This window comes from Rathayibacter sp. AY1F9 (assembly GCF_002932155.1).
Taxonomy (GTDB): Bacteria; Actinomycetota; Actinomycetes; order Actinomycetales; family Microbacteriaceae; genus Rathayibacter.
In genome coordinates this window covers 1-13711 of record NZ_PSVA01000023.1, presented here as the reverse complement: position 1 = coordinate 13711, position 13711 = coordinate 1, and the positions used below count along the sequence as shown (strand labels likewise).

The following is a 13711-nucleotide window of genomic DNA, read 5'->3' as shown; positions in this document are numbered from 1 at the left end:
CATCGAGAACTCGGAGGTCGCCGTTCTCGCGCGCGACCACGGCGACTCCTGCGGAGTCGCCGGCAGGCGGGACCGAGGGTGGATCGAAGGCGGGTGGCGCGGATCGACTGGCGCGGATGGACGGGCTTAGGTGAGGTAAGGCTATGCTTACCCGGGCTCCGCGCCGAGACGCGGGTGCCGCCCGCCGACGGACCGGGCCGACGAGCCCTGCCGGCGAACCGGGCCCATGAACCGGGCCTATGAACCGGGCCGACGACCGACGCCCACGAACCACGGGAGATCCATGTCCACGCACCGACGGCGCCCCGCCGCCCTCGCCCTCGCCGCCCTGACCCTGCTCGCCCTCACCGGCTGCGGCGCCTCCGAGCAGATCGAGCCCGAGAGCACGGCCGCCGCGGGGGAGGGCACGACTTCGTACCCGCTCATGCTGGACAACTGCGGCACCGCGACCACCGTCACCGCCCCTCCGCAGCGGGTCGTCTCCCTCGACCAGAACTCGACCGAGATCCTGCTGTCCCTCGGCCTCGAGGACCGGATGGTCGGCACGGCCTCCTGGACCGACCCCGTGCTCGAGACCCTCGCCTCCGCGAACGAGAGCGTGCCGCGCCTGGCCGACAACGCGCCCACCTACGAGGTGCTGCTCGGTGCCGACCCGGACTTCGTCACCGCCTCCTTCGGCCGCCACTACGCCCCCGAGGGCGTCGCCTCGCGCGACCGCCTCGCCGAGACGGGGATCGGCTCCTACCTCGCCCCCTCCGACTGCGACAACGGAGCGAGCGTCAACGGCGGGAGCGGCACGCGCACCGTCCCGCTGACCGTCGACGTCCTCTACCAGGAGATCCACGAGCTGGCCGAGGTCTTCGACGTGCAGCAGCGCGGTGACGCCCTGGTCGCGCAGCTGCAGGAGCGTGCCGCCGCCGCCACCGAGGGGGTCGACCTCGGCGGCCGGAGCGTCGCCTTCTGGTTCGCCGACACCAAGACGCCCTACATGGCCGGCGGCTACAACTTCGCCTCGATGCTCGGCACCACGACCGGCATGACCAACGTCTTCGCCGACCGCACGGAGGACTGGCCCGCCGTCGGCTGGGAGAGCGTCGTCGCGGCCGACCCGGACGTCCTGGTCCTCGGCGACCTGCAGCGCGACCGCTTCCCCGGCGACCGCCTCGACGACAAGACCGCGTTCCTCCGCTCCGACCCGCTGACCAGCAGCCTGCCCGCGGTGCAGGACGGCCGCTTCATCGCGCTCCACGGCGCCGAGATGAACCCGTCGATCCGCTTCGTCGACGGGCTCGAGAAGATCCGCGCCTGGTGGGACGAGAACCGGGCCTCGCTCTGAGCACGGGCAGGGGCACGGGCACGGGCACGGGCGCGGTCCTCGTCCGCCGGGTGCCGCGGGGCCTTGCCGCCGCCGCGCTGGTCGTCGGCGGGCTGCTCGCGCTGGCGCTCTCGGTCGGCGTCGCGGTGACGCTCGGCCCGGCCGACGTCTCGCTCGTGAACGTCCGCGACATCCTCCTCAACCACCTCGGGCTCGCCTCCGTCCCGGTGCGTGCGGCCGAGGACGCGATCGTCTGGCAGGAGCGCCTCCCGCGCGCACTCGTGGCCGCGGCCTGCGGGGCGGGGCTCGGCGTGTGCGGAGTGATCCTGCAGTCGCTGCTGCGCAATCCGCTCGCCGACCCGTTCGTGCTGGGCGTCTCCTCCGGAGCGTCCACGGGCGCGGTGCTCGTCGGCGTGCTCGGGGTGGGCGGAGGAGTGGTCGGGCTCTCCGGAGGCGCCTTCGTCGGCGCGCTGGTCGCCTTCGGCTTCGTGCTGCTGCTCACGCGGTTCTCGGCGGGCGGCACCTCGGGCGTGATCCTGGCGGGGGTGGCGAGCACCCAGCTGTTCTCGGCGCTGACCTCGCTGATCGTGTTCGCTCTCGCCGACTCGGACGAGACGCGCGGCGTGATGTTCTGGCTGCTCGGCTCCCTCGAGGGCATGCGCTGGGACGACGTGGCGCTGAGCGGAGGAGTCGTGCTGCTCGGCTCCGTGGTCTGCCTCGCCGCGGCGCGCACGCTCGACGCGTTCGCCTTCGGGGAGGACGTGGCCGCGTCGCTCGGCGTGCACGTGGGCCGCACCCGCCTCCTCCTGCTGGTGGTGACGGCCCTGCTGACGGCGACCCTGGTGAGCATCGCCGGCGCGATCGGCTTCGTGGGGCTGGTGCTGCCGCACGCCGCGCGACTCGTGTTCGGGCAGCGGCACTCAAGGGTGATCCCGGCGACGATCCTGCTCGGCGCGGTGTTCCTGGTGTGGGTCGACGCCGGATCGCGGGTGGCGTTCGCGCCGACTCCGCTGCCGGTGGGGGTCGGCACGGCACTCGTCGGCGTGCCGGTGTTCATGCTGCTGCTCCTGCGGCGGAGGGGCCGCTCGTGACGCTCGAGGCCGACCGGGTCTCGTGGCGCCGGGGCGGCCGCCTGGTGGTCGACGGGGTCTCGCTCCGCCCCGCTCCCGGCTCGACAGTGGGACTGCTCGGGCCCAACGGCTCGGGCAAGTCGTCGCTGCTGCGGCTGCTGCAGGGCACCGCGGCTCCGGACGCCGGCGTCGTCACCCTCGACGGCGCGCCGCTCCGCTCGCTCCGCCGCCGCGAGGTCGCCCGGGCCGTGGCCACGGTGACGCAGCAGGCCGAGACGGAGGCGGACCTCCCCGTCCGCGACGTCGTCCGGCTGGGGCGCACCCCGCACCGCTCCCTCCTGGGCGGAGACACGGCCGAGGATCTGAGCGCGATCGATCGCGCCCTCGAGCAGGTGGGCCTCGAGGCGAAGGCCGACCACCTCTGGCACACCCTCTCGGGCGGCGAGCGACAGCGCGCGCACATCGCCCGGGCGCTCGCGCAGGAGCCGCGCGAGCTGCTGCTGGACGAGCCGACCAACCACCTCGACATCCGCCATCAGCTGGAGCTGCTGGCCCTGGTGCGGGCGCTGCCGGTGACCACGGTCGTCGCGCTGCACGACCTCAACCTCGCGGCCCTCTTCTGCGACGCGCTGCTGGTGCTGCGCGAGGGGCGCGTGGTCGCGGGCGGCACCCCGGAGGAGGTGCTCACCCCGGCGCTGATCGCGGACGTCTACGGGGTGCGCGCCCGCGTGATCGTCGACGCCGGACGGCCGCACGTGCTGTTCGACTCCTGAATCCGCTGCCGCATCCTGACCCCACTGCCAGACGATCGTCGATCAGTCAACGGTCTCGTCCGTAGTGAGGAGCGCGTTCTACCGTCGGTGAACCGGCTTCGAGACCTCACAGGAGAGGTCCCCCTCGCGCTGGGCGAGGTGCTCTCCTGACGGAGGGCGATGGACGTGCCGGTGACGACGAGGGGAGTCGAGAGATGTCCAGAGACGACGTGGCACCGGGGCGGTTCGCGCGGTTCGTGAAGTGGGTCAACAAGGCCGACGGCTGGGAGCCGCAGTACCTGCGCGGGCGGGTCGTGGCCAAGAAGGACGGCGAGTGGATCGTCGCGGTCGACGGCGAGGAGCGCCGGATCGTGAAGAAGGAGTGGAGCGTCTACCGCTGACCCTCGGGGAGGACTCGTGATGCTGCCCGACCGGCGCACTCCCGAGATCAGAGAGGCGCGTCCCGGAGTCTTCGTGCTCGAGCTGCGCCGCACCCGCCGCCGGCCCGCCGAGGAGCTGGGCGTCCTGATCCGCACGGGCACGACCTGGACGGTGCTGGGCCCCGAGGGCGTGCTCTCCGACGTGCCGAGCTTCCACGACGCCGTGGCGGCCCTGCGCGAGTAGCGAGGCATCACCGAGGTACCCGCGGCCCCGCTGAGTCGCCCGAGACGGTCGCCCTCTCCGGCGTGTCGACGGCCGTCCCGGGCACCTCAGCGCGGAAGGGGACGGCGCGGCGGTGGTGCTGCCGAGGCGTGGGCCCGCCGCGCCTACAGCTGGCGGCCCGGCCGCTGCAGGCCCACGACGGTGACGGTGAGGGTCGCGGAGGTGCTCTGCGCGGCGGACGGCGCGGACTCCGAGAGGCGCACGGTCAGGCGGAGGTGGTCGGTCGCTCCGACGGAGAGGGCGGGGGAGCCGGGCAGGTCGAGGCGGGAGGCGGCGGGGCGGTCGGCCGACACGGTGGTGACGGTGCCGGGGCAGGTCGCGGCATCGGCCGACCAGGACAGCGAGCAGCGCTCGATCGCGAGCTGCAGGCCGTCCGAGAGGTCGGTGCCGGTGGCCGTCTGCAGTTGGAGGGCCGACATCGGCAGGGTCCCGGCGTTCGTCAGGTCGAGGAGGCGCCGGGCCGTGCCACCGGGGACGAGGCCCGCGACGGGGACCGGCACGGTCGTCGCTCCGGTGCCGGTGAACGTCGCGATGACGGTGCCGGAGGCGACCCGCGCGCTCACGGAGCCCCGGTCCAGGAGCACGGCGGTGGCGGTGGCGGCGGCGCCGAGGACGAGCGCGCCGGCGACGAGTCCCGCCAGGCCGGCGCGGGAGACCACGCGGCGGCGGACCTCGGGGGAGTGGCGCGGGGCTCCGCGGTCGCGGGAGGACGGCCGGGCGCTGTGCCGTCCGTGCTCAGCGGGCGGACGCAGGGGCTCCGGGGGCGGCGTGCCGTCCGACGAGCGGTGCGCGCCGCTCACGGGGCGACCTCCGCGGGGCGGCGCCAGATGGCGATCAGGAGCGCGCCCACGATGACCGCGCCGCCCGCGGCGAAGAGCGCGAACCGCGCCTCCGGGTGGGCGAGGCCGATGCTCGGCCAGCCCAGCAGCGGCACCACCGAGCTCTCGCGCCAGATCCGCTCGTCCGCGATCGTCACGATCCACGGGTCGGCCGACTCGTTGTTGTCGCCCTTGGTGGTGAGCGCCAGCTGGCCGGGCTCGCGGCCGCGGAGGGCCGCAGCCTCCTCCTCGGAGTAGACGAGGGTGACGCGGTGGATGACGCGGCGGCCCGGATCGTCCGGGTCGGTGAAGACGATCACGTCGCCGGCGCGGATCGCGGCCTGGTCGACGGGCAGGGTGACGGCGAGGGAGCCGACGGGCATCCCGGGCGCCATCGAGTTCGACAGCACCGGCACGAGCCGCACGAGACCGAGCGCGGAGAGGACGAAGACGGCGATGCCGGCGACGGCCACGATCGTGACCAGTCCGCCGAGGAGAGCGCGGAGGGCCTTCACGCCTGCTCCCTCCGGTGACGACGGCGCGCCGCCGCGGCGAGCAGGACGCCCGAGCCGAGGGCGAGCATCCCGCCCAGGAGCGCGGCGCCCAGGTCGCGGCCGGTGACGGCCAGCCCGCCGCCCGCCGCTCCGGGGAAGGAGCCGGGGCCGGGCGTCGCGGAGGGATCCTCCTCCGTCGTGCCCACGAGCACCCGCAGCGACGCCGCCGCGAGCTCGGTCCCGTTGCCGGCCGACTCCGGGAACAGGACGCGGACGCGCACGCCCACGGTGGCCCCGCGCTCGAGCGGACGGACACCGTCGAGCCGGCCGAGCGTCGCCGCGGGTCCGGATCCGAGCGGCATCGCGTCCTCCGGGCAGAGGTAGCGCTCCCCGTCGACGACCTCGGCGACCGTGAACGCCGAGTCGCAGAGCTCGACGGACAGCTGGAGGCCGTCGCGCGGGTCCTGCGCCAGCGTCCCTCCGTCGACCGCGAAGGCCACGGAGACCCCCTGCGGCGACAGGCCGGTGCTGGTCACCTCGACCGCCCACTCGGCGCGGTCGCCCGGAGCGAGGTCGGTGAGGGATCCGGGCGCCGAGAGCTCGCGCACGTCGAGCACGCCGACGGGCTCGGCGCTCGCCGCGGGCGCGAGGAGCACCGCCGCGAGGACGGCGACGAGCGCACGGGCGTGGGGCATGGGGACGACTCCGGGAGGAAAGGGGGATGCCTCCGCCCCGCGCCGGTGGCGGCCGGGCAGGACGGAGGCGGTGGGGGACGGTCTACTTCTGGATGCCGGCGCGCTGGATCGCGGCGGCCGTGAAGGTGACCGTGGCGGAGGCGTTCTCGTACGCGTTGTCGGCCGCGGTCGGCAGGACGAGCTCGATCAGCGTGTTCAGCGTCACGTCACCGGCGTCCGAGGGGAAGGTCCCGGTCGCGGTGGGGGTGATGCCGAAGTTCGCCGGGGTGAAGTTCGCCGCGTTGGCGACTCCGCCGATGGTCGAGAGCTTGCCGGTGCCGGTGACGGTCTGAGTGCCCGCGCAGGTGTAGGGGCCGGCCTCCGCGGGAGCGGCGGCGGGGACCCAGGCGGTGGAGCAGGTCAGCAGGCGGTAGTCGAGGCCGTTCGCGCCGGTGACGAGGGACGCGCCGACGCGGCCCGGGTCGGTGGTGTCCGAGCCGACGACGTCGTTGGTGACGTCCTGGTAGAAGCGGACCGACGAGACGAGGTCGCCGTCGTTGGTCGCGTTCGGCAGCACGAGGCTGATCGGGCGCTGGACCGTGTCGCCGGGCGCGATGTTCGCGACGGTGAACGCTCCGGTCACCGAGATGTCGGTCTGGCCGGCGTCGACGTTGCCGACGGCGGTCCCGGAGTCGGTGAACACGGCGAAGGCGCCGGCGCCGGCAAGGGCTCCCGCGGCGAGGAGGACGCCGCCGGTGAGGGCGATCTTCTTCCAGGGGCTGCGACGGGTGGGTGCTGTGGTGGTCATGGCGACCGTTCCTTTCTGGTGGGTGGTGCCCGGTGCGGGCGTGGTCTCCCTCACGAGGACACGTGCAGGACGAGAGGGGTGTCGGCGGGGAGGCATCAGCAGCCTCCGGCGGTGGTGACGGCCGGCTGGGCGACGGCGGTCGAGGCGGCGGACGCGACTCCGAGCCAGCGCTGCAGGTCCGGGCGGACCCGCCACTGGTAGCTGCGGCCCTCACCGACCCGGTCGTCGGTGAAGCTCGTCGCGGAGGCGGCGGGTGCCGCGATCACGGTCCAGGGGCCGGGCGTCGTCCCCGCGAGGCGGCGCTCGAGGGTCCAGCCGGTCGCTCCAGCGGCGGCCGACCAGCTCACGAGGGTGCTCGGCCGACCGGCCGTGCAGCTCGCGACAGGCGTGGCGACCAGGGAGGAGCTGGTCCAGGCGCCGAGCCCGACCGCTCCGCTCGTGCTGCCGGTGCCGGAGAAGCCGCGCCGGACGAGGGGAGCGGGATCGACCCACACCGTGATCGTGCCGCCCGCCGTGAGGGCGCCGTCCGTGACCGTGTACGCGATCGTCGCGCTCCCGGTCCAGCCGTTGGCCGCGGGCGTGTAGGTGCACGTGGATCCGGAGCAGGAGAAGGTGCCGCGCAGCCCGGCCGGGACGCTCGTGCCGGCCAGGGCGAGGGTCGTGCCCGGGTCCTCGTCGGTGTCGTTCGCGAGCGGAGCGACGGTGACGGCGGGGCCGCCGGTGGTCGCGACCACGCGGTCGGGTCGGGCGACCGGCGCGCGGTTCAGCGCGGTGACGGTGACCGTGACCCGCACGTTCCAGGTGCCGTACTGGCCCGAGAGGGAGTAGTCGAAGACGTCGGTGCCGACGAAGGCGGCGATCGGGCGGTAGGTGCACTGGCCGCGGGTCGCTCCGCTCGCAACGCAGGAGACGGACCCCTGCACGGGAGTGGCGGGGGCGGGGGTCGCCGCGCCTCCGATCGCCTTCGGGGTCGCCGAGAGCTGCGCGCGCGAGAAGATCGCTCCGGTCGCGGCGGGCCCGTCGTTCGCGAGCACGTCGATCACGACCGATCCGCCCTGCACGACCGTCGCGGCGTCGGCCGCCGGATCGGGGATCACCGAGATGCTCACCGAGGCCGTGCGGGTGAACGCCCCGCCGGTCGGGCCGGTCGCCGTCGCCGTGGCGGTGTTGGCGATCGTGCCGGCGGTGACGTCGGCGGCGGTGGTCGTGTAGGCGGCGGTCGCGGTGACGACCTGGCCGGGCAGCAGTCGTCCGGAAGTGCCCGGCCAGGAGTAGGTGAGAGCGGAGAGTCCGCTCTTGGGGTCGCTGATCGCGACCGCGGTGAGGGTGGTGGTGCCGGTGTTGGTCGCGCGGAAGGTGTACGTCACCACGGTGCCGGCGGCGCTGATGAAGGCGGGGTTCGCGGTCTTGGCGAGCGCGAGGTCGTTCGTGCGGGTGATCGTCACCGTCCGCGAGGCGGTGGCCGTGACGGCGGCGCCCGTCGGAGGGGTGCCGGTCGCGGTCGCGGTGTTGAGGACCTGGCCCGCGTCGACGTCGGCCTGCGTGAGCGTGTACGAGGCGGTCGCGGTGACCGACTGGCCGATCTCGAGGCGCCCGGCGGTCCCCGGCCAGGAGTAGGCGAGCGCGGAGAGCCCGCTCTTGGGGTCGGTGACCGCGACGGCGCTCAGCCCGGTGTTGCCGGTGTTGGTGGCGGAGAAGCTGTAGGAGACGGTCGAGCCCACGGCGGCCCCGGTCGGGATCGTGCCGTTCTTCGTCAGCGAGATCGAGGGCGCGTAGCGGATCGGCGTGGTGGCCGTGGAGGTCGCGGTGACCGTCACGGGCGCGGCGGCCAGGGTGCGGCCGGAGACGGTCGCCGTGTTGACGAGCGACGTGTTCTTGTCGATGTCGGTCTGAAGGACCGTGTACGGCGCCGACGTGAAGGTGGCGCTCGCTCCGGGGGCGAGCTGCGTCGAGGCGGGCGTGATGCCGGTGACCTTCGGGTCGGCGACGGCGACCGTCTGCAGTGTGACGTTGCCGGAGTTGAGGGCGAGGAAGGAGTAGCGGATCTGCTCTCCGGCGTCGGCCTGGGCGTTGCCGTTCGTGTCGGTGAGCAGGGCGGTCTTGGTGAGGGTCAGAGCGGGAGCCGGGGCGGCGATGGGGGCGGTGGCGGTGGCGGTCCTGCTCGTGACGGGGGTCGTCGTCACGACGTTCGAGATCGTCTCCGTCTTCGTCGCTGCAGCGGTCGCCGTGTTGACGAACGAGCCGGCCACCGCTTCGGCGGCCGTGACCGTATGGGATCCCGTGCAGATGGTGGAGGCGAGCGGGAGCAGGGTCGTCGTCGGACAGGAGATGCTCGCGGCCTTCGGGTCCGTGACGACGATCCCGGTGAGCGTGCCCCGGATAGACCCGTTCGTGACGACGAACTGGTAGGGGATGACGGATCCCTCGGCGTAGGCGACGGGCTGCGTGGTGGTGCGGTCGATCTGCTTGACCAGAGTGATGTCGTCGAGAGTGTTGATGGACGAGACGGAGACGTTGCGGACGAGGTGGGTGTCGTTCGATCCACCGGTGGACGCCGTGAAGCCGAGCTTGTAGGTCGAGGGCGCTGCGGTCGGCATCGTGAACTGCATCAGCTGCGTCAGCGCGGAGGCGGCCATTCCCGCCGAGGTGCCCCAGTAGACCGTGACGACGGGGGAGGCCGTGGCGGACACGGTGATCCGCACGGTCCTGCCGTAGCTCGCGGGCGGATTGCCCGACGAGACGGTGATCGGGGTGCGGACGGAGGTGAGCGTCGGCGGCGGCGCGGCCTGCAGGAAGCAGTAGCCGGTCTGGCCCTGGCCTGCACCGCGGGCGACGATCTGATTCGCGACCTGGCCCTGGCCTGAGCCGGAGGGGCACCCGAATCCGAGTCCGTAGGTGGGCGGGGCGTTGGGTGTCGTGCTCTGCGTGGGAGGTCTGGCCGAGAAGTTCCCGTAGGCGTCGATGCCGATGCCGAGATAGCCGCCGTTCACACCCTCGACGGTCGCGGACTGACCGTAGCCGAGCGAGCCGCCAGGGGCTCCGGCCGCCGTCAGGGACTTCGAGCCGTCCGTGAGGAAGAAGCCGATGCCGTCTGCTCCGAGGAGGCCGAGGGCGGAGCTGTACTGGTACTGGTCGAACTGGACGTCGATGCCGCCCATCGCGGGGATCGGCCGGTTGAAGACCGCGCCGCCCTTGGCGTTGTTCCGGGCGTCGGTGAGCTGCAGGAAGCCCGGACTCGTCGCGGCGGCGGGGGCCTGAGTCCGGTTGGCGCAGACGCCGAGATTCGAGGAGCCGGTCGGCGGAGCAGTGGTCGCCGCCGTGATGCAGGCGCCGTCGAGCGCCTGCCACGCCGAGTCCGCGACGCTGGTGCCGCCGAACCCCTCCTGGAGCAGGACCGTGGCCGCCGCGGCCCTCGACGCGGGCAGGACCACGAGGACGGCGGCGAGCAGGAGCAGGACGAGGCCGAGGGCGATCGAGCGGTCGTGGCTCGGTCGAGCATGCGCGTTCGACACGGATCGACCTCCCCCCGGGGCGCCTCGCCGGGCCTTCCGGATGGAGCGGGATCACGATAGGTCGCGGCTCGGAGGCGCCCTGTCCCCCTGAGACGGGACGTAGGCGGCGGACGACGGGCCCCTGATCCGGTCGGCACTCAGAGGGGGGAGAGCAGGCGCTGAACCAGCGATCAGGTCGTGCTCAGATAACGAGACTCATCCGGGGGTCTCCCGCGAGAGTGTTGACGTGCGCATGGCCCTCGCGCCGGGCGCAACGCGGCCTGGATCCGTGCCAGCCCCGTGCCGCCCCGGTGTCCCGCCACCGGGGCGATGCAGTTCCGCCCCCGTGGCGGGCATCTCCAGAGCAGTGGCGCGAGATAGCGCTCTCACCAGGACCTTCTCCGGATCGCTCCGCTGCTCGACGCCAGGTGGGAGCGCCGCCGCGGGTGTCCCTGAAGTGGGTCTGGTGGTCGCGCGGCGGACGCGGGAGGATGCATTCGCGCCTGCCCGCCCGCACGGTCCCCCGAAGGACCGCACCGCGCCCCCTCCACGGTGGTCCGATCCGGACCGCAGCACCCCCCTCACACCTTCCGGTCAGGCTCCGCCGACCGAGCAGCCCTCTCCACGTCGGGATCCCATGTCCTCTCCTGCGCGCCACAGCCGCCGTCTCGTCCTCACCGGAGCCGCCCTCGGCGTCGGATCCGCCTTCGCCTACGCGATGACCGCGTCCGCGGCGCCCGACTACAGCGTGATCCCGCCGCTGCCCAACGAGCTCGGGCGCAGCGACACGGCGATCTCGCGCGTGGGGAAGAAGCCGTACCAGATCATCGACGTGATGATCGGCACCGACCGCGCGCGGCTCTTCGTTCCGCACACCGCGGTCCCCTCGCAGCGGATCGGCCGGGTCGTCTACTGGTACTACCACGCCAACGGGAGCACCTACGCGGCCCTGTCCGGCGCCTACCAGTACAGCGCCGACCAGGCCGTCGACAAGGGCGTCATCTCGATCTGCCCGAACTACGGCGGCAGCATCTACACGAACAAGCGGGCCGTCGCCATGCAGGTGGACGCGGTCGCCTGGTTCCAGAAGACGTGGCGGATCGGGGCGAGCTTCCTCCGCTCGAACTCCGGCGGTGGCGCACTGCTCTGCTGGGCGTACGGCAACAAGCTGGTCCCCGAGATCCGCGGCGCGTACCACGCGGCCGGCGTCTACGACATGGCCGACATGGCCCGCCGCGATCCGGGGCGCGTCCTGCCGGACTACGACAACGACCCCTCGACGATCCCGGCGACCGACCCCGCGCTGCTGCCGCAGGCCTCGTGGGCGGGGGCGCGGATCCGCACGACCGGCTCGACGGAGGACGTCCTCGTCCCGATCGCCGTGCACGGAGGGGCCTGGGTCGCGCTCGCGAAGCCCGTCGCGAAGGAGGCTGTGGTCCTCTACACGCCGACCGAGGGCGCTCCGAACGGCCACAACGTGCCGAGCCTGACGAACAAGGACATGCTCGACACGTTCGACCGCTGGCTCGCGGAGCAGCCGGTCGTTCCGCTGCCCGACGAGCCCGCCTCGTCGATCCCCGGCGAGGGCACGTACCAGAACTACTCGCCGCTCATCACGACGGCGGGCACCTGGAGCACCATCTCCTCCTCCGCCGACAGCGGTGGGAGCATCAGCTACTCCAGCTCGGCCGGAGCGTCCGCGAGCTTCCGCTTCTCGGGCACGGGCGTCAGCTGGGTGAGCCGGATGACGGCGACCTCCGGCATCAACGAGGTGCTGCTCGACGGCGTCCTTGTCGCCACCGTCGACCGCTACAGCCCCACGACCCGCTCGGGTCAGACGGTGTGGACGAGCGGGCCGATCGCCGCCGGCACCCACACGGTCACGATCCGCCGGGGGACGACGCGCAACCCGGCGTCCACCGGATCCACGCTGATCCTCGACGCCTTCGTCGTGACCGCGGGGACCGTCTCCGCGTCGACGCCCACCCCCACCGCGACGGCGTCTCCGACCAGCACGCCGACGCCCACCGACACGCCGACTCCGACCGAGACCCCGACGGCCACGTCCACGCCCACCCCGACCTCGACGCTGCCGGCGGCGGGGACGTACCAGAACGGAGCCGCCGTCATCGCGACGGTCGGCACCTGGGCGACGCTCTCGAGCACCGCCGACAGCGGCGGCAGCATCTCGTACTCCAGCACCTCCACGGCCTCGGCGACCCTCCGCTTCCGGGGCACGAAGGTCAGCTGGGTGAGCCGGATCACCCCGACCTCCGGCATCAACGAGGTCCTGATCGACGGCGTGCTCGTCGCCTCCGTCGACCGCTACAGCGCCACGAACCGCTCGGCCCGCACCGTGTTCACCAGCAGCACCCTCGGTGCCGGTGAGCACACCATCACCATCCGCCGCGGCAGCAAGCGCAACGCCGCCTCCACGGGCAACTCGCTGATCCTGGACGCCTTCGTCGTCGTGTGAGCCGCTCGAGCGCCCGAGCCGCCCGCGTGATTCCGGACAGAGGACGCGGGCGGGCTCGGGTGGTCGGGTGTGCGGGGGCTCGTGGAGGGGGCCCTTGTCGCTGAGGCGCTCGCTCGGCGCCCACTGCGTCGAGTCGCCCGGGAATGCAGTTGTTTCAGCGTTCTCGGGACCAACTCGGGCACCTCAGCGGGCTTCGCGCGAGGCGGCCCGTGCGAGCATGCGGGGATGAGAACGCTGATTCTCGGAGGCACGGGCTGGCTCGGCGGGCACCTCGCGGAGGAGGCGCTGCGGCGCGGCCACGACGTGACCTGCCTCGTGCGCGGGACGGCCGTGCCCGCGAGGGCGTCCCTCGTCCGGGCCGACCGCGACCGCGACGACGCTCTCGACGCCGTGGCTGCGGCATCGTGGGACGCGGTGATCGACGTCTCCTCGACCCCGCAGCACGTCCGCCGATCCGTCCGCGACCTGCGCTGCAGCGCCTACGTCCTCGTCTCGACCACGAGCGTCTACGCCGAGAACGCGGTCGTCGGTGCGGACGAGGACGCCGAGCTGCTCCCTCCCTCCGACGACCCCGCCTCGTACGGCGCCGCGAAGGCCGCCTGCGAGCAGGCCGTGCTGGCCGGATCCGCGCCGTCCCTGATCGCGCGCGCCGGCGTGATCGGCGGCCCCGACGACCCGACGAGCCGCTCCTCCTACTGGCCCTGGCGCTTCAGCGCGCGGCCCGGCCCCGTACTGGTGCCGGATGCGCCCGAGCTGCCCACGTCCGTGGTCGACGTGCGGGACCTCGCCGCCTGGCTGGTGGCGTCCGCCGAGGCGCGGGTGGAGGGCGTGATGAACGTCTGCGGGACCCCCGTGCCGTTCGGCGAGCACCTGGCCCTGGCGCGCGGCGGGTCGTCCGCCGAGCCGGTCGCCGTGCCGGAGGAGTGGCTGCTCGAGCGCGGCGTCGGCCAGTGGGCGGGCCCCGGCTCGCTCCCGCTGTGGATCGCGGACCCCGACTGGCGCGGCATGAACGCCCGCTCGACGGCACGGGCGGAGGCCGCGGGCTTCGAGCGCCGCGACCTCGCCGAGACGCTGCGGGACGCTGCGGCCGCGCACGTGCCGGGACGCGGCGCCGGGCTGGGGGAGGAGCGGGAGCGGGAGCTGCTGGGGG

12 protein-coding genes are annotated in these 13711 nt (G+C 73.6%); 7 read left to right on the top strand and 5 right to left on the bottom strand.

Going from position 1 to position 13711, the window contains the following annotated elements:
- Positions 1-283 precede the first annotated feature (283 nt).
- The 5 genes from C5C37_RS13560 (at position 284) to C5C37_RS13540 (ending at position 3761) form a co-directional block, all read left to right on the top strand.
- A complete protein-coding gene (locus tag C5C37_RS13560; RefSeq protein ID WP_104339073.1) occupies positions 284-1336 on the top strand; it encodes an ABC transporter substrate-binding protein in 1053 nt (350 codons plus the stop codon).
- Positions 1309-2406 carry a FecCD family ABC transporter permease gene (locus tag C5C37_RS13555; protein ID WP_374954046.1) on the top strand — a complete coding sequence of 366 codons (1098 nt, stop codon included), beginning with the start codon at positions 1309-1311 and terminating at the stop codon, positions 2404-2406. The genes C5C37_RS13560 and C5C37_RS13555 overlap by 28 nt, the downstream gene beginning before the upstream one ends.
- The gene (locus C5C37_RS13550; protein ID WP_104260824.1) at positions 2403-3158 is read left to right on the top strand and encodes an ABC transporter ATP-binding protein; all 756 of its coding nucleotides are present in this window, start codon (positions 2403-2405) and stop codon (positions 3156-3158) included. The genes C5C37_RS13555 and C5C37_RS13550 overlap by 4 nt, the downstream gene beginning before the upstream one ends.
- 194 nt (positions 3159-3352) lie before the next feature.
- Positions 3353-3538, top strand: a complete 186-nt coding sequence (locus tag C5C37_RS13545; RefSeq protein ID WP_104223398.1) for a hypothetical protein — start codon at positions 3353-3355, stop codon at positions 3536-3538.
- A gap of 16 nt (positions 3539-3554) precedes the next feature.
- Positions 3555-3761 carry a hypothetical protein gene (locus C5C37_RS13540; RefSeq protein ID WP_104256374.1) on the top strand — a complete coding sequence of 69 codons (207 nt, stop codon included), beginning with the start codon at positions 3555-3557 and terminating at the stop codon, positions 3759-3761.
- 143 nt (positions 3762-3904) lie between these two features.
- On the opposite strand, the gene C5C37_RS13535 is transcribed toward C5C37_RS13540, so the two are convergent.
- From C5C37_RS13535 to C5C37_RS13515, 5 genes are all read right to left on the bottom strand, one after another.
- Positions 3905-4600 carry a peptidase gene (locus C5C37_RS13535; protein WP_104308468.1) on the bottom strand — a complete coding sequence of 232 codons (696 nt, stop codon included), beginning with the start codon at positions 4598-4600 and terminating at the stop codon, positions 3905-3907.
- Positions 4597-5133: a signal peptidase I gene (locus tag C5C37_RS13530; RefSeq protein WP_104223395.1), complete on the bottom strand. Its 537-nt coding sequence runs from the start codon at positions 5131-5133 to the stop codon at positions 4597-4599. Before C5C37_RS13530 ends, C5C37_RS13535 begins: the two co-directional genes overlap by 4 nt.
- Positions 5130-5807: a sortase gene (locus tag C5C37_RS13525; RefSeq protein ID WP_104339072.1), complete on the bottom strand. Its 678-nt coding sequence runs from the start codon at positions 5805-5807 to the stop codon at positions 5130-5132. Before C5C37_RS13525 ends, C5C37_RS13530 begins: the two co-directional genes overlap by 4 nt.
- A gap of 82 nt (positions 5808-5889) precedes the next feature.
- Positions 5890-6594 (bottom strand): TasA family protein, encoded by a 705-nt coding sequence (locus C5C37_RS13520; RefSeq protein WP_104339071.1) that lies wholly within the window; start codon positions 6592-6594, stop codon positions 5890-5892.
- Between the two features lie 95 nt (positions 6595-6689).
- On the bottom strand, positions 6690-10106 hold the full coding sequence (locus tag C5C37_RS13515) for an Ig-like domain-containing protein (RefSeq protein WP_104339070.1): 3417 nt from the start codon (positions 10104-10106) through the stop codon (positions 6690-6692).
- A 616-nt stretch (positions 10107-10722) separates the two neighbouring features.
- Here C5C37_RS13515 and C5C37_RS17595 point away from each other — a divergent pair.
- Both C5C37_RS17595 and C5C37_RS13505 read left to right on the top strand, forming a co-directional pair.
- On the top strand, positions 10723-12561 hold the full coding sequence (locus tag C5C37_RS17595; protein ID WP_181127424.1) for a hypothetical protein: 1839 nt from the start codon (positions 10723-10725) through the stop codon (positions 12559-12561).
- 225 nt (positions 12562-12786) lie between these two features.
- Positions 12787-13711: NAD-dependent epimerase/dehydratase family protein (locus C5C37_RS13505; protein WP_104339069.1), on the top strand; the 925-nt coding region annotated here is incomplete at its 3' end.